The sequence below is a fragment of the Xanthomonas citri pv. citri genome, assembly GCF_000961215.1.
Taxonomy (GTDB): domain Bacteria; phylum Pseudomonadota; class Gammaproteobacteria; order Xanthomonadales; family Xanthomonadaceae; genus Xanthomonas; species Xanthomonas cissicola.
In genome coordinates this window covers 636,902-661,419 of the sequence record NZ_CP008998.1, presented here as the reverse complement: position 1 = coordinate 661,419, position 24,518 = coordinate 636,902, and the positions used below count along the sequence as shown (strand labels likewise).

The 24,518-nt window shown below is 67.0% G+C and carries 16 protein-coding genes; 6 read left to right on the top strand and 10 right to left on the bottom strand.

The genetic code is table 11. The annotated features are described in order from the left end of the window. Window positions 1–45: 45 nt before the first annotated feature. Together AMD14_RS03385 and AMD14_RS03380 are read left to right on the top strand one after the other, a co-directional pair. Window positions 46–582, top strand: coding sequence for a PadR family transcriptional regulator (locus AMD14_RS03385; protein ID WP_015462821.1), 537 nt, complete (start codon window positions 46–48; stop codon window positions 580–582). A 309-nt stretch (window positions 583–891) separates the two neighbouring features. Next, complete coding sequence (locus AMD14_RS03380) at window positions 892–1,686, top strand: siderophore-interacting protein (RefSeq protein ID WP_005914107.1); 795 nt, start codon at window positions 892–894, stop codon at window positions 1,684–1,686. Window positions 1,687–1,768: 82 nt separating this feature from the next. On the opposite strand, the gene AMD14_RS03375 is transcribed toward AMD14_RS03380, so the two are convergent. From AMD14_RS03375 to AMD14_RS03360, 4 genes are all read right to left on the bottom strand, one after another. After that, window positions 1,769–3,040, bottom strand: coding sequence for a histidine-type phosphatase (locus AMD14_RS03375; RefSeq protein ID WP_040107566.1), 1,272 nt, complete (start codon window positions 3,038–3,040; stop codon window positions 1,769–1,771). An 8-nt stretch (window positions 3,041–3,048) separates the two neighbouring features. Further along, window positions 3,049–3,405, bottom strand: a complete 357-nt coding sequence (locus tag AMD14_RS25190; RefSeq protein ID WP_015462820.1) for a hypothetical protein — start codon at window positions 3,403–3,405, stop codon at window positions 3,049–3,051. A gap of 185 nt (window positions 3,406–3,590) precedes the next feature. Continuing rightward, a complete protein-coding gene (locus AMD14_RS03365; RefSeq protein WP_005920166.1) occupies window positions 3,591–4,334 on the bottom strand; it encodes a YceI family protein in 744 nt (247 codons plus the stop codon). Between the two features lie 231 nt (window positions 4,335–4,565). Beyond that, window positions 4,566–5,156 (bottom strand): malonic semialdehyde reductase, encoded by a 591-nt coding sequence (locus tag AMD14_RS03360; RefSeq protein ID WP_003483243.1) that lies wholly within the window; start codon window positions 5,154–5,156, stop codon window positions 4,566–4,568. Between the two features lie 133 nt (window positions 5,157–5,289). Between AMD14_RS03360 and AMD14_RS03355 the strand changes: the two genes are divergently transcribed. After that, window positions 5,290–6,237 (top strand): mitochondrial fission ELM1 family protein, encoded by a 948-nt coding sequence (locus tag AMD14_RS03355; RefSeq protein ID WP_003483242.1) that lies wholly within the window; start codon window positions 5,290–5,292, stop codon window positions 6,235–6,237. Window positions 6,238–6,472: 235 nt separating this feature from the next. Here AMD14_RS03355 and AMD14_RS03350 read toward each other — a convergent pair whose 3' ends face one another. Continuing rightward, complete coding sequence (locus AMD14_RS03350; RefSeq protein ID WP_011050384.1) at window positions 6,473–8,434, bottom strand: S53 family peptidase; 1,962 nt, start codon at window positions 8,432–8,434, stop codon at window positions 6,473–6,475. 483 nt (window positions 8,435–8,917) lie between these two features. Between AMD14_RS03350 and AMD14_RS03340 the strand changes: the two genes are divergently transcribed. Next, complete coding sequence (locus tag AMD14_RS03340; RefSeq protein WP_005914118.1) at window positions 8,918–9,469, top strand: VUT family protein; 552 nt, start codon at window positions 8,918–8,920, stop codon at window positions 9,467–9,469. A 101-nt stretch (window positions 9,470–9,570) separates the two neighbouring features. On the opposite strand, the gene glnE is transcribed toward AMD14_RS03340, so the two are convergent. Then, window positions 9,571–12,396 (bottom strand): bifunctional [glutamate--ammonia ligase]-adenylyl-L-tyrosine phosphorylase/[glutamate--ammonia-ligase] adenylyltransferase, encoded by a 2,826-nt coding sequence (gene glnE / locus AMD14_RS03335; RefSeq protein WP_011050383.1) that lies wholly within the window; start codon window positions 12,394–12,396, stop codon window positions 9,571–9,573. A gap of 162 nt (window positions 12,397–12,558) precedes the next feature. On the opposite strand from glnE, the gene AMD14_RS03330 reads away from it, so the two are divergent. Both AMD14_RS03330 and AMD14_RS03325 read left to right on the top strand, forming a co-directional pair. Continuing rightward, window positions 12,559–13,077, top strand: coding sequence for a cupin domain-containing protein (locus tag AMD14_RS03330; RefSeq protein ID WP_003483232.1), 519 nt, complete (start codon window positions 12,559–12,561; stop codon window positions 13,075–13,077). After that, window positions 13,077–13,997: an SMP-30/gluconolactonase/LRE family protein gene (locus tag AMD14_RS03325; RefSeq protein ID WP_011050382.1), complete on the top strand. Its 921-nt coding sequence runs from the start codon at window positions 13,077–13,079 to the stop codon at window positions 13,995–13,997. Before AMD14_RS03330 ends, AMD14_RS03325 begins: the two co-directional genes overlap by 1 nt. 416 nt (window positions 13,998–14,413) lie before the next feature. Here AMD14_RS03325 and AMD14_RS03320 read toward each other — a convergent pair whose 3' ends face one another. From AMD14_RS03320 to AMD14_RS03305, 4 genes are all read right to left on the bottom strand, one after another. Beyond that, the gene (locus tag AMD14_RS03320; RefSeq protein WP_011050381.1) at window positions 14,414–16,855 is read right to left on the bottom strand and encodes a hypothetical protein; all 2,442 of its coding nucleotides are present in this window, start codon (window positions 16,853–16,855) and stop codon (window positions 14,414–14,416) included. A 93-nt stretch (window positions 16,856–16,948) separates the two neighbouring features. Next, entirely contained in the window at window positions 16,949–19,126 is a 2,178-nt protein-coding gene (locus AMD14_RS03315; RefSeq protein WP_040107565.1) for a translocation/assembly module TamB domain-containing protein, read from the bottom strand. 818 nt (window positions 19,127–19,944) lie between these two features. Beyond that, entirely contained in the window at window positions 19,945–21,018 is a 1,074-nt protein-coding gene (locus AMD14_RS03310) for a 3-deoxy-7-phosphoheptulonate synthase (RefSeq protein WP_011050379.1), read from the bottom strand. 528 nt (window positions 21,019–21,546) lie between these two features. Continuing rightward, on the bottom strand, window positions 21,547–24,360 hold the full coding sequence (locus tag AMD14_RS03305) for a TonB-dependent receptor plug domain-containing protein (RefSeq protein ID WP_015462817.1): 2,814 nt from the start codon (window positions 24,358–24,360) through the stop codon (window positions 21,547–21,549). Window positions 24,361–24,518 lie beyond the last annotated feature (158 nt).

Genomic DNA, 24,518 nt, shown 5'->3' with positions numbered 1-24,518 from the left:
TCGGTCAACTTCGATATATCGTTTCTCCATGCTTCGATATATCGAATGAAACAGCGCCCGCCCGTCAGCCCAACGGCCGATCTCGATGCAGCGCCTGCCCGCGCCCGCGGTGCCGGCGTGCGCGGGCGCCCGCTGGAACACGGCGATCTGCGCCTGCTGCTGCTGGTGCTCATCGCCGAGCGCCCGCGCCATGGCTATGAGCTGATGCGGCAGATCGCAGCGCTCTTCAAAGGGCTGTACACGCCTAGCGCCGGTGCGATTTATCCGGCATTGGCGCAGCTGGAAGCCGCCGGCTGGGTGCACACCGATCTGGATGCCGGCCGCAAGCGCTATCAGGTCACTGCCGCTGGCAGCGACCACGTTGCACAGCAACGCGATGCGCTCGATGCCGCACTGGCCCGCACCCATCGGCGCGCGCGCGAGCTGATCAAGTCGCAGACGCCGGCCCCGATTCGCGAGGCGATTCATCGCATCAAACATGGCCTGTTCGCGCGCCATGGGCAATGGAGCGAGACAGAAACCGCGCGGATTGCTGCATTACTCAACGCCGCCGCCGACGGCATGGAGCGCGACGACGACTGAGCCGGTGTATCGCGATGACGCCTGGGGTCGGCCCGACAGCGATCTGCGAGCCGCGCAGGTTGTGGACAGACAGCACCACCCCGAGTAGAGGTGAGGCGATGCACCTGCACGCGAACTCGCACGTCCCGTCATCTGCCCTGCGGGACACTTCTCCCGCAGAGAGAAGGCAAGCCCACTGCGCTGGATGACATCGCACCACCATGGCAGGTCGCCACTTGCCACCTCATTGCCGGATCACGCATCGATTTCATAACGCTCCATCTCCCCCGCACCGCCGCGCATCCGTGCGGCACTCGAGGAATTGCACCCATGGCTGCACACACCAATACCCAACTCCGTCGCGACCCACGCCTGCGCTCCGTGCAGGTGCGGCGTTGCGAAGCGATCACCCCGCACATGCGCCGTATCGTGTTCGGCGGCAGCGACCTGGCCGGCTTTCAAAGCGATGCGCCGGACGATCACATCAAACTGTTCTTTCCCAATGCCGATGGCGCTTTCGTCCTGCCGACCATGACGCCGGACGGCCCGCGCTACGAAGAAGGTGCGCTGCCTTCGCCGGCACGCGACTACACGCCACGCTATTTCGATCCGCAGAGCGGCGAGTTGAGCATCGACTTCGTGTTGCACGGTGACGGCGTGGCGTCCAGTTGGGCCGCGCACGCACAGCCGGGCGACCCACTGAAGCTCGGCGGCCCGCGCGGCTCGTTCCTGGCTGCCGATGACTACGACCACTACGTGCTGATCGGCGACGAAACCGCGCTGCCGGCGATCGGCCGCTGGCTCGAGGCGATGCCCGCCGACATGCACGCGCAGGTATTCATCGAGATCGCCGATGCCGCCGAGCGGCAGGAACTGCTCAGCGCGGCCGAGGTGCGGGTGAACTGGCTGGAGCGCAATGGCTTCGATGCCGCCAGCAGCACCCTGCTGGAAGACAGCCTGCGCGACTACGAGCCAGAGGATGGCGATACGTTCTACTGGATCGGCGCCGAATCGATGCGCGCGCGCGCCATGCGCAAATTCCTCGAAGACCACCTGGGTGTGGACAAGGAGTGGGTGCGGGCGAAAGGCTACTGGAAGGCGCGCGGCGAGCACGGCGAGGAGTGAGTGCGCTGCGTGCACGCAGCGTGCGTCGGCTCTAAACGCATCGCTGCGCCGCTTCTACCGCACATGCCGTGCATGGCACGCGCTACGGTGGCACCGGCCAGGACTGCATGGCCGGCAGCGCCACTTGCACCTGGGCCGGATCGATGCGCGTGCGCAGCCAGGCCGATGCAACCGGCAATGGACACAAGGCCTCACCGTGGCAACCGGGCAACACCAGCGTGGACGAGGCCAGCGCCTCGTCATCCAGGCGCCCGCTGCGCAACGCCGACAGGCTTGGCATCAGGGTCCGCACGCGTAGCAAGGGCGCGCCGTCGCGTTCGAGCAGGTCCAGCACCAATGCGCCGCCGGGCGGATAGTCGTCGGGGCGATCGCTGCGATGCCACTGCACGCCGAGCAGCCCGCCAAGCGTGGCCAGATTGGTGTCGTGGCCCACCAGCACCAGCAACCGCGTGGAGGGCGGCGCCAGTGCCGCCACCGACGGCGTTTGCCCGACCGCGGCCTGCACAGTGGCCAGCAGATGCGCGAGCAGGTTGGATGCCGCCGCCGTGGCAACCGGCAACGGACGCTTGCTCTGTGCGAACGAGGTGTTGTGCAGGGCAAGCAATTGCGCCACCGCGGCGCGATCCACCCGGCCCCAGCCCAGCTGCGCCGCATCGAAGCCTTCGACGTCTTCCAGCATCAGGTTCTCGGCCAGTCCACCGGCCAGCTTCAGGGTGCTGGCCGCGGCCGGCGAGCCGTCGCGCGTAGCCGGCTCGTAGAGCAGCCGGGTAGGCGGCGCCGTGGCGCAGCGCCCGTGCTGGCAGGCACTCAACACCGCCTGCAAGTGCGCCAGCTGCGCGCGCGTCTCAGCCTCCAGCCGCACCGGCGGTGCGGGCGCCTTGCCGCCATCGAACAAGGCGTTGCGCTCGCCTTCCGGCAGGGCCTGGTAGCGCATTGCGCAGCCAGGCGCCATGCCCTGCAGCAGCGCCTGCGCGCTGGCGTGGTTGCGGGCAGCGCTGTCGGCGATGGTGACGATCTGTTCGGTGCCTGCGCAGCCACTGGCCGCCAGCCCGAGCGGCGGTGCCAATCGCAGGCGATAACGTGCGCCCAGCGCCTGCATGCCCGCCCGTCCGTGCGGCGTCAGCTGGCCCGCAGCCACCGGCCAGTGCGGCCATGGCTGCGCGCTGTAGCGATCCAGTTCGCTGCCGGGCTGGGTCGGTGCACGGATGCCATGCCGCACCAGCACGATGGTCAGGCGCAGGTGCGCGGTTGTCGCGGCGGTCTGTTTTGCGCAGACCGGTTTTGCCATCGGCAGACAGAGCGCCAGACCGAGCAGTGCGTGCCGCATCGTCCTGGCAAGAGAGTGATTGCGCATGGCGTGCCTCAGAACGTCGCCGACAACGCGAGCACTACCCCGCGTCCAAGCTGACCGACATACCGCGGTGCATTGATGGAACGCGCGCCAAGGGTGCGCGTGCCGCGAGGCCGGACATCGCGGTGGTGCCATGCCTGCCACTGCAGGAACAGCGGCAACGATCTAACGAAGTGCACGACGGACATCACCGGTCCAGAAAAATGCGCCCAGCCTGCGCGGGCTGGATGACGCGTGGATGACAGCCGCCAACTGCGTTGCCGCGCGGTGCGCCTGGCCGTTGATTCGGCGATGGCGACGGCGCGACCTGCGAGACAGCGACGCGGCGTCAGGTTGCCGAACGTCGCGGCGGCCACCTGTTTGCCCATGCCACGGTCACCGTGGTCCACGCTGTCGGCTATGCCGTGAGCGGCGGCGTTTCCCAAGACACGCACCCAACACGCTGGCGGCCCCAGCATGACCTCGCCACACCCGACGGGGTCGCACGTGGCCATCCCCCTCAACGACAAAGGCCCGCCGAAGCGGGCCTTTGCCTGGACAGCAGCCAGACCGCTTACTTGGCTGCGGCATCCTTCGCCGCCGCATCGCCCGCCTTGGCCTGCAGGGCTTCGGTGGTGATGCGGATCTTCACTTCGTCGCTGACGTTCGGGGCGTACTGGCCCAGGCCGAAATCGCTGCGCTTGATGGTGGTGGTGGCGTCGAAACCGGCGGCCGGCACCTTCTTCATCGGGTGCTCGCCGGCACCGTTGAGGGTGACGTCCAGCACGACCGGCTTGGTCTGCCCCTTGATGGTCAGGTCGCCCGTGACGGTCAGCTTGTTGGTGCCGGCAGCTTCCACCTTGGTGCTCTTGAAGGTGGCGGTCGGGAACTTGGCCGCATCGAAGAAGTCACCGCTCTTCAGGTGTTCGTCGAACTTGGCGGTGAAGCTGTTCAAGCCGGACAGCGGCAGGGTGACCTGCACGGTGGACTTGGTCACGTCGGCCGCGTCGTACACCAGGGTACCGTCGACATTGCCGAAGTGCGCGCTCGGGTTGGAGAAGCCGAAGTGGCTCCACTGCGCCAGCACGTCGGTATGCGACGGGTCCAGGGTGTAGGTGCCCGATGCCACTTCCACGGCCGGGGCGGTCGAGGCGGCAGCTGCCGGTGCAGGTGCCGGCGCAGCAGCGGCGTCGGCCGGGGCGGTGGCCGCCGCCGGGGTTTCGGCGGCCGGGGCGGCAGTGTTCTCGGCCGGCTTGGAGCAGGCGGCAATGGCCAGGGTCAGGGCGAGCGGCAGCAACAGCTTGTGGGTGGTCTTCATTGGAACTCCATGGGATGAGAGACGCGTCGGAACAACGCGGGTGGGACAGATGCAGACGGACGAGGACTGCAGGAAACGCAAGACACCATGTACGTCGACACTGCGAGCGAGATCAAGCGATCGTCAGGCGAACGGCCAACGGCGTCGCTTGAACGTGGCAGGCACACGCAGTGTGCCGGGCCGACGCGCGCCGTCCACGGCGCTGTGCCGCAGTCGGAACGCATGCATCCCTTACTCGAAACGTGCCGCTTCGTCGAAGCTCAGGCGTGGCGAACGCGGGAACAGCCCGGCCGGGTCGCCATAGCCGAGATTGACCAGGAAGTTGGACTTGATCGGCGTGCCGGCAAAGAACGCCGCATCCACCTTCGCATTATCGAAGCCGGACATCGGGCCGGCATCCAGTCCCAGCGCACGCGCGGCCAGGATCAGGTAGGCGCCCTGCAGCGAGCCATTGCGGAACGCCGATTCGGTGCGGCCCTCGCGCGGGCCGTCGAACCAGCTCTTGGCGTCGGCATGTGGGAACAGATACGGCAGCTTCTCGTGGAAGTCTTCGTCGTGCGCCACGATCACCGTCACCGGTGCGGCCAGCGTCTTGGCGGCATTGCCCTCCGACAGCGCCGGCTTGAGCTTGGCCTTGCCTTCGGCGCTGGTCACGAACACAAAGCGCGCCGGACAGCTATTGGCCGCGGTGGGCCCCCACTTCACCAGCTCATACAGCTCACGCAGCACCTCGTGGCTGACCGGCGTGTCGGCAAACGCATTCTGCGTGCGGGCGGTGCGGAACAGCTGATCCAGTGCGGCGGCGTTGAGCGAGTCGGACATGAGCACTCCAGAGGAAGGGTGGTGCGACGGTAGGCTGCGGCGTCGGCGCCAGTGTGAAGACCCGCAGTGTAGAGTGGCGCGATTGCCGCCACACGCGTTCAATCTGAAACAAATCTATGTCGGATCTGAAACGATGGGGCTGACCTGGGCACTGAGCGACGGCCGTGCCGGCAATGCGCGCCAGGCCGAGGCGCTGGCGCGTGCATTGCAGCCCGATGCCTACCAGCCCCTGCACCTGGAGCCCAACGCGCCGTGGCGTTGGGCGGCGCCGTGGCGGCTCCCCGGCGCACGGCGGGCGTTTGGCGCGGCATTTGCCGGGCAACTGACGCAGCCCCCGGCGCTGGCCATCGGCTGCGGCAGGCAGGCGGCGCTGGCCACCCGGTTGCTGCGTGCCCACGGCAGCCGCAGCGTGCAGATCCTGGACCCGCGTCTGGATCCGCGGCACTGGGACCTGCTGGTCGTGCCCGAGCACGATGCACGGCGCGGCAGCAACGTGCTCACCCTGCTCGGCAGCCTGCACCCGGTGGACGATGCGTGGCTGGCGGCCGGGCGGGCGGCCTTTCCCGCACTAGGCGGCTTGCCCGGCCCGCGGCTGGCCCTGCTGGTCGGTGGGCCCACCGACCAGGTGCCGTGGACGCCACAGGCGCTGGCGGCGCTGTGCACGCGCTTGAGCGCCCAACTGCGCGCGCTGGGCGGCAGCCTGCTGGTCACCACCTCGCGCCGCACACCGGGCGATGCAATCGCAACGCTGCGCGCGGCCTGCGTCGGCCTGCCGCATCTGCTGTGGTGCGACGAACGCGATGGGCCCAACCCGTATGCCGGCCTGCTCGGCTGGGCCGATGCCATCGTGGCCAGCGCCGATTCGGTCAACCTGCTCTCCGAAGCCTGCGCCACCCGTGTGGCGGTGACCGCCGCGTTCGGCGAACAGGCAGGCGGGCGCGTGGGCGCCTACCTGCAGGCATTGCGACAACGCCAGCGTTTGCACCCGGTGGATGAAGTTCTCGCCGGCGCTGTCGATATCGTTGCAGTGCGCGAAACCGAGCGCATCGCCATGCAGGTGCGCGCGCGCCTGCTGGCATGACCCAAGACCCGTCAGCGGGCCACTGATACTCAGGACGCTTCGCATGACAGGGTTGGCGGGCCACTCGCTGCGTCCCAAGCAGTGGCCGAGTCACGCTGCCGCATACAGCAGCAGCCAACCCTGGTGACATGCACGCCCTGCGCTGCAGGCCGACAACACAGCTGATCGACCACGGCGTGATCGTCGTTGCATCGGCGGCGTTGCCACGACGCCGATGCCTTCAACCGCGCTGGGTTTACGGATTGCTGGGAGAACGCGGAATGCCTGCAGGCGCCGCGTCCAGCGCGCCGATCATCAGCCGCACGATCGGGGTTCCCAGGCCGGTGGTGTAGTTGTACTTGCCGGCGATCGGTACGTCGTTGCTGACGACCCCGTTATTGCCGGGGATACCGCGGTGGTAGGCCTCCGGTCCGTTGGCAGCCAGGCGATACAGGTAATCGTTGAGATTGCCTTGCCGGCCCTGCTTCTGCACCAGCAACGCGGCCACGCTGGCGAACTCCGGCGCCGCCACGCTGGTGCCGATCACCTTGGTGATGGCACCGGCCACGTAAATGGACACCGAGCTGGTGCCCTGCTGGCAGGGATGCACGGCGATCCCCGGGCAACCACCGACCAGCATGCCGACATCGGGCAATGCGCGCATCGAGGTGCGCGTGCCGCCCAGCGCACGCAGCTGGTATGCCGGACGCTGGAACAGCGTGCTGACGCCGCCACCGGCACCCCAGTAGCCGCCGCTGAGCAGCGCGCCGACGCCATATGGGTCCTCGGCCTGCAACGGGTCGGCAAACGCGCTTTCGCTGAGGTAGGTCGAATCCAGGCTGCCCTTCTTGTAGGCAGTGAGCAGGTTGCCGCCACCGACCGCGGTTACATGCGCATCAGCGGCGGGCCATTCCACACTGGGAATGTAACGGCCGCTCTTGCCCTCCACCAGGTACTGCGTGTCCGGGCATTCCAGGCCGGCGTTGTCGCCGCTGGAGGCGACGAAGCTGATGCCCTGCGCATTGCCTTGCTTGAAGACCGAATCGAACAGGCCAAGGATGGAGGTGGCGTCATTCCCGTTGTAGGCCGCGGTGAAGACCTGTTCGCAGAGCCCGAACGAGGAGCTGACCACGTCCGCCTCATTGTCCTGCACGATCTGTCGATAGCCGGCCAGGATGGAATCGATGGAGAGATCGGGGATCACGTACAGCAGCACATGCGCGCCCGGTGCGCCGCCCAACGCCATGTCTACATCGAGCGTCGCCTCACGCGCCGCAGCGCGATTGCCATCCTGCACCCCGGGCTTGGCACCGGCCACATAGCGGCGTGCATACAGTGTCGGATTGGCATGGTTGCCGGCGTAGCGGCTGAAGTGCTCGTGGTCGAACATCGTGGCGATATCCGAATCCAGCACGTCGCTGCCGATCAGGATAGCGATCGTGCTGCCGCTGCCGTCGAGCCGCCGTTGCTGCCCGGGCGCGCCGACCATCGTCTGGTAGGACGGATAGCCGTAGGCCTGCTTGAGATCGTTGTACCAATAGCTGGTGGTGCCATCGCCATAGCGATTGCTGGGATCGCTGGCGACCAAGCGCGAGTTCATGTGTGCCGGCGGCAGGCCGCGGGTCAGGCCGGTGACGGTGACACCCTTGGCACGCAGCGCGGCCGGCAGCTGCAGTGGAGCGGCGGCCGTCAGGCGCACCTGCTGGCCGGCCTTCAGATCGGCGACCAACGGCGCGGCGAACAGCCGCTCCACGCTGTCTGCATTCGCGCTGACATGCAGGGTTGGCCCCTGCTGCACCACGGTCATGTGTGCGGCCTGCAGGGCCGCGCGCACCTGCGCGAGCTGCGCTGGCGCCGGACCAAAACGCCGCTGGAAGTCGGCCGCCGACAGCCACTTGTGGTACTGCGGCGACAGCGGGTCCTGGATGTCGGCCAGCAGCGCGTCCAGCGCCACCTGGTCGCGTGATGGCAGATGCACGTCGAAGGACACGGGCGCTGCGCGCAAGCTCGCCGTCATCGCGTCAATCCGGGCATCGGGGACGGTTGTGGCAGCGTTGGCGCTGCCGAAGGCGAACAGCGAAGCGGACAACACGGCAGCCAGCAGCGGCCGACAGCGGATGCGAGTAAGCATGGATCTCTCCGGAGGGCACAGCAGTGAGCGAGGCCGAATGGCATCGCAGGGGCGCGCACGACCGCTCGCGACCAACGGCGCGATCATGTCGACACGGAAACAGGAAGCAGGTACCGGCTGCGAGCGATGGCCGTAGCGGCCGCGATACGCACGGCTGGCCGCTGCCACAGACCACGGGAAGGCCGAGCGCGGCCAGCGCACCATCGCGACACTGCGCATTCGGCAGCTATCGCCATCGGCATCGGCAGGTCGCGGGGCTTGCAAGGGCTGCCATCAATCAGGCGACGGGGTCGGGAGCCGGGACGATACGTGCGATGTCTACGGCTGAAATGCTAGCGGGCGAGATTGTGTCGCCGCCAGCGAGGTGCGCGTGTCTGCGGCTGATTGCGGCCGCGATGTGCGCATGCGCCCAGTCGGTCGCCGCCGGCGATACAGGCACGGTCGTCGGCGGCAGGCGCCTGCGCGATACGGTCATCGCGCACCGGCGCTGTGGCCGGCGAGCGCATCGCTGCGCTGGTCCATCCCTGCCGTCGAAGAGATAATTGCGCGCCCACTCAACACCGTGTCGCCATGCGTCTTGCCTCGCCACCTGTATTGGCCCCGCTCACCGCCCGTGCATTGATCTGGGCGGTGCTGGCAATGGGCGCGGTGGTCCTGCTGTCCAACATCCTGGTGCAATACCCGATCAACGACTGGCTGACCTGGGGCGCGTTCTCCTACCCGCTGGCGTTCCTGGTCAGCAACCTGATCAACCGCCGCTTCGGCCCGCGCGCCGCGCGCCACGTTGCCTGGTGCGGGTTCGCGCTGGCGGTGCTGCTGTCGATCTGGCTGGCGACGCCACGCATTGCGGTGGCCTCGTGCAGTGCCTTCATCGCGGCACAATTGCTGGACATCAGCGTGTTCGACCGCCTGCGCGACGGCAGCTGGTGGCGCGCGCCGATCGTGGCCACCACCTGCAGCGCCACCCTGGACACCACGATCTTCTGGAGCATTGCGTTTGCCGGCGCGAGCCTGCCGTGGGTCAGCTGGGCCGCAGGCGATCTGGCGGTAAAACTGGGCATGGGCGTGTTCCTGCTCGGCCCGTTTCGCGCCCTGCTGTGGCGGACTGCGCCGCGTCGGTAGAACGCTGACGCTCATGGGTGCGTTGCCTCCGCCAGGACAGCAAGGCACCGTTGCTGCCGTTTGCTGCAGCTGCATCGAAAGCGGCGTACTCACCAGTGCACTTACAGCGCTGTTTCATCCTTGCCCAGCGGAAACGTCAGGCCCTGCCCACGTGCTGCGTTGAAGATGATGCCGCGCGCCTGCTGGATGGCCGGCGTGGGTGCGATCAGGCGTGGGCGGCGGTCCAGTGTGCAGCTCAGGCCGGCATCGACCAGCGTTGCGTGCGCCTGATGCAGTGGTGCGGCGCTCTCGTCCGGCAGCCAGTGCGTGCGCGCCAGTGCGTCGATCAACGCGGGCGTGTCGCAGGCATCCAGCAGCTGCGGCTGCTGCGCTGCCAGCCCGAGCACGCCGGCCTGCAGCACGAATTCCAGATCCACCAGGCCGCCAGCGCCTTGCTTGAGATCCAGCCGGCCGGCATCGCTGCGATCCAGTTCGGCGCGCATGCGCGCACGCATCTTGCGCACGTCCTCGTGCAACTGCGCGGTGTCGCGCACCCGCATCAGCGTATCGCGACGCACCTGGGCAAACGCGTCGCAAAGCGCTGCGTCGCCGGCCACCGCGCGTGCACGCACCAGGGCCTGATGCTCCCAGGTCCAGGCGCGATCGCGCTGGTATTCGCGGTAACTGGCCAGCGAGGACACCAGTGCGCCCTTGCCGCCATCCGGGCGCAGTCGCACATCGATGTCGTACAGCCGGCCGGCGCCGGTCTCGGCAGCCAGCAATGCCATCACCTTCTGCGCAAGCCGTGCAAACCAGCGCCCGGCGTCCAGTGGGCGCTTGCCATCGGAGGCGTCCACCTCGCGCGGATGATCGTACAGAAACACCAGATCCAGATCCGATCCGAATCCCAGCTCCAGCCCGCCCAGACTGCCGTAACCGACGATGGCAAAGCTTCCGCCGGGCACGTGTCCGTGCGCGGCGAGCATGTCGCTGCGCGCCAGGTGCAGCACGGTCTGCACGACCGCTTCGGCAAGCCAGGCCAGTTGCCGGGTGCTCTCCACCGCCTGCTGGCGGCCATCCAGCGTGGCCAGCGCAATGCGGAAGCTCAGTGCAAGCCGACGCTCGTTGAGCTCGCGCAACGCCGCTTCGGTGTCATCGATGTGCAAGGTATGGGCGCAGGCCGCGTGCAGCGCTGCGCGATCCGGCAGCGGGCCGCTGATGCGGGTGTCGAGCAATTCGTCCAGCAGCAACGGATACGCCGCCAGCCGCTCGGCCAGCAGCGCACTGCGCGAGAGCACATCGACCAGGCGTGCAAGCGCGCTGGGTTGCTCATCGAGCAAGGCCAGATAGCTGGTGCGGCGCAAGGTGGCCTGCAGCAGGCCGAGCATGCGACGCACGGCCGCGTCGGGCTGGCTGGCGCGGGTGGCCGCGTGCAGCAGTGCCGGCATCACCCGATCCAGCCGCGCACGCGCACTATCGGACAGTGCGCGCACGCCGGAGGACTGCGCGAAATCGGCCAGCGCCCGATGCGCGCCATCGGGATCGTTCAAGCCAATCCCCGCCAACGGCGCAGCATCGCCGTCCGGCAGCGCGCGCCAGTAATCGGCAAGCGCGTCCGGCGCAGTGGCGCGCACGCGCGGGGCCAGCAGCTCGGCAAATTCTGCCGCAACCCGCGCGCGCTGCGGCGCCAGCGCGTCCAGCAGGGCCGACCACTGCGCGTAACCCAGGCCTAGCGCAATGCGCTCGCGATCCAGCGGCGCCTGCGGCAATGCGTGGGTCTGCGCATCGCGCAACATCTGCAGGCGATTTTCCAGCCGGCGTAGAAAACGATACGCCGTCGACAGCGCCTGGCCGTTTTCCTGGTCGATCTGGCCTGCGGCCACCAGCGCCTGCAGCGCGGGCAGCAGGCGGCGTTCGCGCAGGCTCGGCTCGCGTCCGCCGCGAATCAGCTGCAGCGATTGCGCCAGAAACTCGATTTCGCGAATTCCGCCGGGCCCACGCTTGATGTCGTCCAGACGATCATGCCGCGCCACTTCGGCGGTGATGGCTGCCTTCATTTCGCGCAAGCCATCCAGCGCGGTGAAGTCCAGATACCGCCGGTAGACGAAGGGGCGCAGCGTTTCCAGCCAGGCCTCGCCGGCGTCGATATCGCCAGCCACCGCGCGCGCCTTGAGCCAGGCATAGCGCTCCCAATCGCGACCTTCGCGCTGGAAATACTGGTCCATGCCGGCGAACGACAACGCCACGCGGCCGGCGGTGCCGAACGGACGCAGGCGCAGATCCACGCGATGGCTGAAGCCGTCGGCCGTGGTTTCGTCCAGCAACCTGGCCAGCTGCTGGCCCAACCGTGCGAAATACTCTTCTGCCGCCAATGGACGCGCGCCATCGGATTGGCCGCCCTGCGGATAGGCGTAGACCAGATCCACGTCCGAGGAAAAATTCAGCTCGCCGCCGCCCAGCTTGCCCAGCCCGAACACCACCAGGCGTTGCACGCTGCCGTCAGCAGCAACGACCTTGCCGTGGCGGGTGTGGAACTGCTGCTCCAGCGCTTGCAGGCCGCATTGCAGGCAGTGCTCGGCCAGCTGGGTTGCGCCGGCCAGGGTGGCCTCGACGCTGTCCAGACCGAGCACATCGCGCCACACCAGGCGCGTGGACTCGGCGCTGCGATAGCGTCGCAATTGCGCAGGCCACAGCTGCGGCTGCGCCGGATCGAACTGTGGCAGTGGTAGCGGCGGCGGATCGGGTTGCGCCAGGTGCTGCAGCAATGCCGGTTGCCGCGCCAACGTATCGAGCGCGAACTCGCTGGCCAGTGCCACCTGCGCGAGCTGCCGATCGAACTCGCCGCCCGGCCACGCCTGCTCGACAGGCAACGATTGACGGACACGCGCCACGGCCCGCTCGATCAGGGCGGTGAGCGCAGGAGACATGGAAACGGTCGGCATCGGCATGACCGGATTTTGGCATCACTGCAGCGCAGGGAGTGCACGCGTGCGCGACATCCCGCATAGCGACTGCAACAGGGCGTGCAGCATTTCGCCGCTTTGAACATCTCGCTTACGCAGCCCTGACGAAACCCATGCTGCACTGCGGCTTTCGCCCGAGGTCCCGCCATGTCGCCCACCACCTTGCCTGCCCACCTGCTGCCCTCGCAGATCCCGCTGGAAACCGATGGCAACGATCCTGCACTACCGCCCAGCCTGCCCTTTCTGCATCTGTGGACCGGGCCGGATGGCAACAGCCGCCTTAACCTCTCGCAGTTGCCCGGCTTCGGCAGCAAGAGCGTGGGTGGCGGTGCGGCACCGCAGTGGTTACGGCCGTTTCCGGGCGAGGTGCTAGGCATCCAGTTCGCGGTGCTGCCGGTGGGCTGGGTCGGCGATTGGCATGAGAGCCCGCACCCGCAATGGGTGATTCCGTTGCGTGGCCGCTGGTTTATCGAAACCGGCGACGGCACCCGCGTGGAGATGGGTCCGGGCGACATCCACTTCGGCCAGGATCAGGGCACCACCGATCGGCGCGGCCACCGCTCCGGCCAATTGGGCGAGACGCCCTGCCTGCAGATGATGGTGCAGTTTGCGCAATCGCCAGGAGCGGCCACCGCGCATCCGTTCGGCCATCCGGCGCCGCGTTGATGGACCGCCACTGCCGCCTTCGCGCGCCCGGCGCCGCCCAGCCGGCCGAGTGCCCGCCACCCACCACGCATCACGCCGCGCTGGCAGCGCGGCTGGGCAATGCGCGCCTGCAGACCCTCTACGACCAGGCCACCTGGAGCGAGGGCCCGGCGTGGTGGGAGGCACAGCGCACGCTGGTGTGGAGCGATGTGGTCGGCCGCCGCGTGCTTGGCTGGCGCGAGGACGGCGCGGTGGACGCGCTGCTGGATGCCACCGCCTTCACCAATGGCAATGCGGTGGATGCGCAGCAGCGACTGGTGCACTGCGAACACGGGCGCCGCGCGATCACCCGTAGCGATGTCGATGGCCGGGCGCATCTGCTGGTCGGGCGGTTCGAGGGCAAACGGCTCAATTCGCCGAACGATCTGATCGTTGCGCACGACGGCGCGATCTGGTTCACCGACCCGCCGTTCGGGCTGCTCAAGCCCAGCCAGGGCTGCCCGGGCCCGCAAGAACTGGACCATCACGGCGTCTACCGGCTGCCGCCCGATGGCAGCGCCCTGCAGTGCATGGTCAGCCTGGATCACCCCAACGGGCTGGCGTTCTCCCCCGACGAACGTGTGCTGTACGTGTCGCAGACGCCCGAAGGTGGCCCGACCACGCCGGAGATCACCGCCTTCGACTGGCGCGATGGCGCATTGCACAACCGGCGCCGCTTCGCGGTGGTGCCGGACGGCCTGCCGGACGGCTTTTGCGTGGATCGCCAGGGCTGGCTATGGAGCAGTTCCGGCGCGGGCGTGTGCATCTTCGACAACGACGGCCACTGGCTCGGCCTGGTGCCGACGCCGGAGACGGCATCCAACTGCACCTTCGACCTGGAGCAACGGCGGTTGTTCATCACCGGCGGCAGCACGCTGTGGCTGCTGGAGTTGCAGAAATAGGAACGGCATGACAGGCCGGGCGGACGCGGCCGGTGATCGGTACGGCATGGATCACTCGTACGAATGGTTCCGAGCACCCCGCACACATCCAGCGGCATGATCGCTTGCCGGGTTTTGGGCGCGGCTCCAAGCCATGCAAGTCCGCTCGCCGCGATGCGCGCGGCAGCCACCACCGCCTACGGCACGAGCCTCATCTGCGGCGGATCTTGCGCGGGGTTGGCGCTTGACCCGGCAATCGCCAGGCATAAAAAAGCCCGCTTGCAGCGAACTGCCAGCGGGCTTTGCTCCCTCCCCCACGTCGGGATGCAGGATCATAGTGCGCGCCCCGAATCGGACTTGCACGCTGCACTGCAAAACAATACCAGGCAGTACAGAACTGGTGCTTTTTCTTCACCCCAGCGCGTGTGATGCGGGCGTCAGCGCAATAGCTCCGGCTGCGCGCGATACCACTCCGGAGCGCGTAGCAGATGCCATTCGGGTGTGTCGCCGCGCAAGCCCACTGCCGCGCTCAGCATTCCCCAGCGGGCCAGCAGACTGCCGCTGCGTTGATTGCCCTGCAAGCGCAGGCGCGCATCGACCTGAAAGCGTTCGTTGCGTGCCTGCAACCGATCGACGATGACCGTCTCGCCTTGCCAGTGCGCGCGTGCGGTCAGCTGCGCCTGGCCTGCATCCACCAGCCGGAGCATCCAGTTCGGAATCGAGCGGTCGCGCGCATACAACGCCACCAGAAATGCCAGATCGCGCACCTGGATGCGTACACGTCCATCCACACCCACCGGTTGTCGCCATTGCATGCGCGCATCGTCCAGCACGACGTGCGCCCACCAGCCATCGCGATGTTGTCCATCCGGGCCGGTGAATCCGACATTGCGCAGCTGGATGCTGCTGGCATCGAGACTGAACTGTTCGGCGCGTAGATCGCCGCGCTGCAGGCGTAGATCCGCATCCACATCGCCGCGCAACGCCAGGCCGGCAAACTGCAGTCGCGCTGCACGCGCCCCGATGCGCACACCGCCCTTGCCGATGCGCCCACCCGGCTCGATCTGCAGATCGCCGCTGAGCACGCCGTTGCCGCCGTCGAAGCGCAGTTGCTGCTGCGGCAGATAGCGGTTGTAGGCACGCAGATCCGGCACGCGCGCATTGGCGAACACCAAGTGCGCGCGCGTGGCATCGCGCAGGCTGGCCAGGTTGCGCGCATCGGCGCGCGTTTTCAGATCCAGGCGCAAATCGCGGCCTTGCACGAACGGGCGCGTTGGCGCGTCGGTATGCGCGATCGAAAACTGCTGCATCTGCAGTGCAAGCGCCGGCAGCAACTGTCCGTTGGCATCGGCGTCCACGCGCAGATCTGCACTGGCTTGTCCCGTGATCGCATGCCCCATCACGCCTACCTGCGCTTGCACGTGCGGTACCTGCAGGCGGCTGCCGGCGCCGAGCTGGCCGCGATCGATCCGCAGATCGGCATCGACCAGGCCCTCGCCCTCCAGGGTCAGCCAATCCACATCCGGAAACAGCGCAGCAATCCAGCTCAACGAAGACAATTGCCAATGCAGCCGCGCATGCCCGGAGGTGCGCGGCAACAGGCTGCGCATGGATTGCACTGGCAATTGCCTGCCTTGCACGCGCACGTCGGCGTCCAGCGTCAGTCCGGCATCGGCCGGCTCGGGCATGCTTACCGTCAGCCGCATGTTCTGATCGACCTGTAACTGCGCCGTCAATTCGCCCAGCAATGCGGCCTGCGCGCGCGTGCCGTCGTGCAGCGGCGCGCGCCATTGCAGTTGACTCCCGGGCTGCAGGGCACCGCGTATCCAGCGCAGCTCGCCATCTGCACGCCCCTTGCCGGGGCGCGTCGCCAGCGTGTGCCGGCCCTGCGCATCACGGGCGACATCCAACGCTGCGGTGTCGCCATGCACGGCGATCAGCGCATCGGTGAACTGCAGCACCGCTTGTCCACTTGCCTGCTCCGGTGCATGCCGCGCGATGCTCGCTTCGATACGCAGCTGCCCGTTGCGCATCACTTCGTCCTGCCCCCACCGCACGCGCGTCGATTCGAACACCGCACGCGACGGGAAGATTTCCATCGGCCCGCCACGCAGTCGTTTGAACAGGCCCAGTTGCAGTTGGCCCTGCCCTTCGATGTGCAGCTGACGCAGCGACACGGCCTGCACCTGCTCGGCAACGATGCGGTCGAACTGCAGGGTCCAGGCGGCTGGTGGGATGGGTGCGCTGGCGTGAGCGTCGGCGCGCTTGGCTGATTGCGGCGTACTGGTTGTGGGCGTTGTGGGCTTCGCGTTGGTTGCAGTGGTTACGCGCAGATGCTGCGCGGGCGGCTGTGTCGTTGCCGTTTTTTCGACATCGGGCGCTACTGTAGGCGCCTCCTCGTTCGCTGAAGCGGCCGGAGTATCAGCGACGCCCTTCATCGGAACAACAGCAACCCGCGCCGCTTGCGTCGCCGCAGGCGATGGCTTTGTCGCCGTCCCGGGCGTCACGACCGCAGCCTGCAGACCGCCACGCACACCGCGCGCGTGCAACTCCGGCACCAGCAGTTGGCGGTGCAGCAATGGCAGCAGCCGAATCTGCCCGCTCATCCGCTGCGCGCTGACATTCCAGTTCGTGCGCGTCCAATGGCCTCGCAGATCGACATCCCACAGCACCACACGCCCAGGCCACCAGGTCAGCGCCGGGCCCCAGTGCATCGTGAACTTATCGGGCGAGCGATTCAGCGCAGCCGGGCCGAGCGGCGTGTTGAGCAACAGATTGCCCAGCAGCACATAGCTTGCGTACAGCGCAATCAGTGCCACTAGCGGCCATCGCAGTACGCGTGGCAAGGCGCGCCAGCGGGCGCGAACAGGCATCGTCATGACGGCAGGCTCCTGAAAACCGCGCACGCGGCTGGGCACAGTGTGCCAAGCCAGCCGTGAGCACGGCGCAGCACGATCACGCCAGCGGCCGCATCACTTGGTTTTGGAGACCGCCGGCAACAGTGCCGGCCGCGCGTCATACCACTCGCGTGCGCCCGCCAGATGCCACTGCCGCTGCTTGCCATCGAGTTCGATGCCGGCACCCAGCACGCCCCAGCGCAGATACAGATCGCCGCGCCGCTGCGCATCGTTCAAGGCCAGCCGCGCACGCAGCGACAAGCGCGCGTTTTCCGCATGCAGGTCGTCGATCAGCACCCGCTGCTTGCGCCAACGCACTCGACCAGTGGCATCCAGTTCGCCCGAATCCAGCAAACCCAGCACCCAGCGCGGATAGTCGGCGCGCTGGGCGAACACCGAGAGCAGTGGGGCGATATCGCGCATACGAAGGGCTGCGTCGGCATCCACCTGGAACGGTGCTTCGGCCTGGATCGTACCGGCACCCACCTGCAAGTCGCCCCACCAATTCGCATCGCTGACTTCGTCCCCCACGCGCATATTGCGCAGGCGTATGCGCGTGCCGCCGAGGTCGAAGAACTTGTTCTTGAAGTCGGCGCGCTGCAGCGTTGCCTGCAACTCGGCATCGCCGCGCATCTGTACGCCAGCCAACGCAAGATGCGCGCCCTGCCCGCGCAGGTTCGCATGCCCATTACCGACCTCGCCGGACGCATTGAGCGCCACATCGCCGGTCAGGCTGCCGCTACCGCCGAGCAGGCGCACGTTATTGCCCGGCAGATAGCGGTTGTAGGCGGTGAGATCGGGCACACGCGCATCGCTGAAACGCAGCTGCGCCTTGAGCGTATCGCTCAGGCGGGCCAGCTCGGCATCGCCATGCATGGCCAGTTGCAGATCGCGGCCATCCAGCAGGAGCTGTCTGGGCGCATCGCGCGGCGCCGCCTTGAAGGTGGGAATGCTCACATCCAGATGCGCCTGCGCCGTGGCGGCATCGTCGATGCGCCCGTGCGCCTTGGCGACGCCGGCCAGGCGCGTGTCGAACACCTGTGCCACGGCCTCCACGCGCGGAATATCCAGCGTGCTGCCGGCACTCAGCCGGCCCTGTGCAAGGCGCAGGTCCGCTTCGACCAGACCGCCGCCTTCCAGCTGGAACCACGGCTTGCGCACGAACAGCTCGGCGATCCAGTTCAAGGATTCGAACTTCCAGCGCCCACGCACCTGCCCCGACAGACGCGGCAACAGCTGCGCCGGCTGTTCGAACGGAACACTGCGCCCGGCGATGCGCAGATCGGCGTGCAGCTCGCTGCCGGTCTTCTCGTCGCGCGGCAGCCGCGCCTGCACGCGGATGTCCTGTGCCACATCCAGCTGCAGCGCGAGCATGCCGCGGTCGGTGGCGCCCACGCCCGCAAGCAATGGCAACCGCCACACCGCGCGGCTGCCCGGCTGCAGCGCGCCGCTGGCCAGGCGGATATCGGCCTCCACGCGGGCTGCCGATGGCCCGCTGCCGATGTCCACATGCGGCGCGCCGGTATCGATCTTCAGCGCCACGGAATTGGCCTTCAGCTGTAGCCGGGCGGCGGTGATGCCGAGCTTGCGCAAGCCCGGCGCCTGGTCGCGGTAATGGCGTGGAAACTGGAACTGCGCATCCAGCTGCGCACCGTTGAACACCTGCACCCCGTCGTAGCTGACCACCGCATCGGTAAAGCCCGCTTCGGAAGGAAACAGTTCCGACGGCCCGCCCTTGAGTTGCTTCAGAAAACCGACCTTGCCGTGCCCCTTCCCGGCGATCAGTAATTTGCCCAGGCGGGCACTGCGAATGCTGTTGCTGGTGATTGCATCGAAGCGCAACGTCCAGCCTTGGTTGCCCCGCGGTGGCGGCGGAATGGGCGTATCGGAGGTTTCCACTTCTGCGCTCACGCCGGTGGCATGCAGCCACGGCAGGCGCACTTCGCGCCGAAACAAGGCCAGCAGGGCGATACGCGCATGTGCGCGGTCGGCATGGAAGACATACACGGTACGGTTGGCCTGCCCGCGCATGCGCACGTTCCAGGCGATGACCTCGCCCGGGAACAGCGTCACCGCCGGGCCGGTCTGCATGGTGAACTTGTGCGGCTGCCGATTGGTGCTGGCGTCGAACAGCGGTGTATTGAGATAGAGGTTGCCGGCCAGCAGATACAGCGCGTAGAGCGCCAGCACAATGCCCACTGCACGACGCCACGGCCGTGGCCAGCGCTGGAAGCGGTCGCGAAGTGAGGGCATGGGCGCAGGCAGGAAAGAGTCTGCCGCCACTATCCCGGTTGCGCTGACCGCGAAGCGTGAACAAGGCTGGTGCCGTTGCGGGAATTGGGAATTGGGAATTGGGAATCGGCGGCGAGCTTGGAGATTGGCGTCCGGCTAATGCCTTAGTGCTGCAAAGATCGCAATTCCTGCGGTGCTGCACTGGCGATACGCTGAACCGCTGCGATTACGCAATCCCGGCATTTAACGCTTCTCGAACTTCATTGCTGCGCACGACATGCAGCGACATCGCAGGGTCACGCGCCGGGCGGATAACGGTCCTGCCCGCTCGCTCCATGTGACAGGAAGGCTCTCTCCCCCTGCTGTCGCTGAGCGAAACGGGCCATCACTGGGTGGTGTCCAATCCGTCGGGCCGGCTCCCTGCGCCGGCCCGACGTTCTTGGTCTGCAGCGGCCCGCAAGACGCCTGCGCGCACGGCCAAGCCGATCGTTGTATCGGTTGGTCGTCGCTGATGGCACCGCTGCGCGCCATGTTGGACGTGCTGCACCTGCGCGACAGCGGCGCACCAGCCAGCCGTCTCGCCTCGGTGAGGAGTGGCCCGAGCGTCTAGCGCACACCCACGTCATTGCCTGCGCAGTTACCGACGCTTGCTGCACCGACGCACGTGCCAGCCGCGAGATCCTTTCCCATTGACCAAGGTGGCGCATAGCGCCGAATCAGGGACGCGCCACGCGCCACGCTCACCGCAGACCAGGCACGCGCTGCCTCGCCGTGATTTCCAGTGGGCGACGCCCCATGCAGCATCAGCAAGTGTTCTGCCGATGCTGCTGCGCCGCAACTCATGCAGCCTCGGCAATCCGGCGCATGCGCCGTGCGCGCACTGCGGTCGCCAGGCGTTCCAGCACCTGCACCGAACTGTCCCAGCCGATGCAGCCGTCGGTAATGCTCTGGCCGTAGGTCAGCTCGCACCCCGGCAAGAGGTCCTGGCGTCCACCGACCAGGTGACTTTCCACCATCACGCCGACGATGCGTGTTTCGCCGCCTTCCAGCTGGTTGGCGATGTCCTCGACGACCTTGGGCTGGTTCTCGGGATTCTTGCTGCTGTTGGCGTGGCTGGCATCGATCATCAGGCGCGCGGGCAGGCCGGATGCATTGAGCACCTGGCTGGCCGCTTCCACATTGGCCGCATCGAAGTTGGGCTGTTTGCCGCCGCGCAGGATCACATGGCAATCCGGATTGCCCGCCGTCGCTGCCACGGCGGTATGTCCGTCCTTGGTCACGGCCAGGAAATGATGCGGATGCGAGGCCGCGCCCACCGCGTCCACCGCAATCTTGACGTCGCCACCGGTGCCGTTCTTGAAGCCCACCGGGCATGACAGCCCGGACGCCATTTCGCGATGCACCTGGCTCTCGGTGGTGCGTGCGCCGATCGCGCCCCAGGCCACCAGGTCGGCGATGTATTGCGGCGAAATGATGTCGAGAAATTCCACGCCGGCCGGCAGGCCGAGATTGTTGATATCGCGCAGCAGGCCACGCGCCACGCGCAGGCCCTTGTTGATCTGGAAGCTGCCGTCCAGGTCCGGATCGTTGATCAAGCCCTTCCAGCCGATGGTGGTGCGCGGCTTTTCGAAGTACACCCGCATCACGATCTCCAGCGCGTCGCCGAACTGATCGCGCAACGGGCGCAAGCGTTGCGCGTACTCCATCGCCGCGACCGGGTCGTGGATCGAGCATGGCCCGATCACCACGGCCAGGCGGTCGTCGCGCCCATGCAGGATGTCGTGCAGCGCGGCGCGCGCGTTGGTCACGGTTTCGGAGGCGCGCTCATCGCAGGGCAGCAGCGACAGCAGCTGCGCGGGCGGTGCGAGGGCTTCGATCTTGCGGATACGCAGGTCATCGGTGACGGGCGGCATAACAGTGTCTCGGTGGGCGGTGTTGCATCAGGGAACCAGGCGCGGCGGCAACAAAAAAGCCGCCAGGTGTGCGCTGGCGGCTTTTCGGGAATGCTGCTGAAGTTTCCTTCAGGGTGAGCGCAATCCTTCCTCCGCCAGCGGCATCGGAAAACCGTAGTACCAAAAGTAAAACTGGCTGCGGGGTGCGTTCATGGGATGCATTGATACCACGCACGTTTGCGCGTTGCCACTGTTTCATCGGCAACGGACCGGGCGCAGGTGGAAGCGAACGTCCCTCCACAGGCTCCAGCACAACCCCGCGTTGAAATGCATGCGGCCGGAGCGGTGAAGTCGGCACAGGTTCCGCGGCGATCGCCAATCCAACGGGCGGCGATAGCGCTGCCGCCAATCGGCGCGATGCAAACAATCGATGACGCGCTGATCGAGCTGGTCATCTCGCCAGGTCTTGCGGCCTGCCGAAAGCAGTGCAGACACAAGACATCCGCACGCCACGGCAACCACCGTGGCGTGCGCAGGCGCCGCACTCACTCAGAACGTAAACACGTATTCGGCAGCCACTTCGCGACCGATCGGGTTGAACAGGGTGGTGTTGTAGAAGCCGTAACCGTAGAAGCGTTCCTTGTGGTCGTAGCCCACTTCGTTGAAGAGGTTGTTGACGTAGAAATTGACCTTGGCGTGGTCGGTGATCTTGTAGCCGGTGCTCAGGTTCCAGTAGATCGCCGGGCCAATGCGGCCGAAGTAGCGCTTGCTGGTTTCGCCCAGATGCACGTTGGCGGTGTCGGTCACCAGGCACGCATCGGAGGCGCTGGGTTGATAGCCGTCGTCGAAGCGTTCGCAGGTGCCCCAGTTGACGGCGCGCATGGAGCCGATCCGGCGGAAGTACACGGTCCAGTCCCAGGCGCCGCCGTTGTCCCAATGCACGCTGCCACGCACGCGGCTGCGCACGCGTTCGTCGCGGCGGTTTTCGTCGCTGTCGGTGCGGTAGATCTGCTCGCGATAGGCGATCAGGTTGTTGTAGTCCAGCGACAACTGGAAGTTGCCCCAGCCTGCGGTGGCCAGGCGATACTTCAGCGCGGCGTCGATACCGGAGGTTTCCATCTGCGCCAGGTTGATCGGGCCGCGCTCGATGCTGGCGATGGTGCCGTCGGCATTGCGCATCACGCGCGAGGTGATGGTGTCGCAATAGCCGGCGCCGCCCGGATTGTTCCAGGTGCCGCCGCTAATGGTGGTGCCGGTACGGCAGCCGGCTTCGGCCGACAGGATCTCGTCGCGGTCCAGATCCTTGATCATTTCCTCCAGCTGGATGCGGTAGTAATCCACGCTCAACGACAAGCCTTGTGCGATGTCCCACACGATGCCACCGGTGAACGAGCGGCCGGTTTCCGAGCGTAGATCCGGGGTGCCGCGACGATTGACATCCACGGTGTAGAAAATGTTGTTGTTCTCGTCGTTGCAGCCGCCGGTCAGGTACGCGCCCGAGGAAATGCAGCGGTACTGATCGATCACCGTCTGGTTGGTGGAACTGGGTTCGCCCAGCACGTAATGCATGTCCGGCGCGCGGAAGCTGGTGGCCACCGTGCTGCGCACCAGCAGGCTTTCCACTGGCCGCCATTCCAGGCCTGCGCTCCAGGTGGTGTCGCTCTGCGTGCCCACATCGGTGGGGATGGCGGCCGAAGAGCGGTAATTGCCGTAGCGGTCGTAGCGGCCTGCCACATTCGCACTCAACGTGGAGAGCAACGGAATCTGGAATTCCAGGCCGGCCGAACTGCGCATGCGTTCGCCGCCGCCGCTGTCCACCACATCCACCGGGTAGCACTCGTTGGCGCACGGGTCGGGCGAGAGTTGATAGCCCTGCTTTGCCACTTCGGCCACGGTGGCGAAGCGGATCGGCCCGGCCCAGCCCTGCACCACATCGCCGCTCACGCTGAAGCTGGCTTGATTGACCCACGAATACGCCGAGTTGTGCGATTTGGCGACCAGCGCGTCGTATTGGTCCATTGAAAGTGGCGTATACAAGCGCGCTTGGTTGATCGCATAGATCGACGTGCCATCGGCGGCAGTGCCGAGGGAGCTGCCGAGGAAGTAGTCGGTGGCGCGCGCGGTGTCCACGGTGCGAATGTATTCGTCGACGGTGTAGCGCGAGCGGCCCACGCTCAATTCCCAATCGAAACGGCCAGCCCACACGCCGCGCAAGCCGGCGCTCAGATCCCAGGACTGCTCCTTGTTGTAGTTGGCAAGCCGGTCCCAGCCACCGGCTTCGCGCCGGGTCAGCTGGCGGATCAGGTTCAACGAACGCCCGGTGGCCGCGTCCTGGAACGGGCCCAGGTACGCATACGGCGGGTCGTAGGTCCAGCGGCCGATGCTGCGGTTGGCGGACAGCGTGGCCCAGGCCTCGGTGTGTTCGCCGAACTTCCAGGTGCCGTAGAGATACGCCGAATAATCCTCGCTGCCGGTGACCAGGCCCCAGTCACCGTAATCGCGCGCCACGCCGCAGTAACTGCCGGCATTGGTGAGCGCGCCGGTGTTCTGGTTGTAGCTCAGCCGCTGCCCGTCGATGAACTCACCGCCAAAGCGCGCGCAGGTGCCGGCAGGCGGTGCCAGACGCTCGTTGGTGTTGGCATCGATCAGGCTCAAACCGGTGAACGGATTGAAGCCGTACAGGCGGTTCTGGCCGGTCCAGTTGGAGTAGGACATGTCGTCCGAATCGTCCATTTCAGGGCGATCGCGTCCGCTCAACGGGTCGCGCTTGGTGGCCTGCAGCGCGTAGGTCAGGCTCCAGTTCTCGCCGGTGCGCCCGCCGGCCCAGGACACGTCGAAACTGTCGCGCCCACCTTCGGTGGCGGTGCCGCCGCGCAGGCGCACCTGGTCGCCCTGATAGTCGCGCTTGAGGATCACGTTGATCACGCCGGCCACTGCGTCCGAGCCGTAAATCGCCGACGCGCCGCCGGTGAGGATGTCGATGCGCTCCACCGCAGCGGAAGGAATATTGCTGTAGTTGGAGAAGTTGCTTTCGCCGCCGTAGGGTAGCGGGTAATCGGCCACGCGATGGCCGTTGACCAGCAGCAGCGTCCGCCCCGGCCCGAGGTCGCGCAGGTTGATCGGCGAGGCGTTGGGCGTATGCGAACCCCACTGGGTATCGGCTTCCACCGAGCCCTGCTGATTCATGCTGTTGAGCACGTCGTAGACGGTGGCGAAGCCTTCCTGCTGGATCTGCTGCGCGCTGATGGTGACCACCGGTTGCGCACCTTCGACCTGCGCGCGCTTGATGCGCGAGCCGGTGACGCTGACCGCATCCAGCGTGGAGGTGGCGCGCGTGGCATCGGGTTCGGTTTGCTGGGCCATGAGCGGCGGCGCGCACGCGGCGGTCACGGCAAGGGAGACGGAAATCGACAAGGCAAGGCGATGACTGCGGCAGTTCATAAGATCCCCGGGAGAGGCCGGACGTGGCCGGCGTGGCGATGCACTGCAACGACGCCTGCCAGCGATGCGTGCATCGCTGC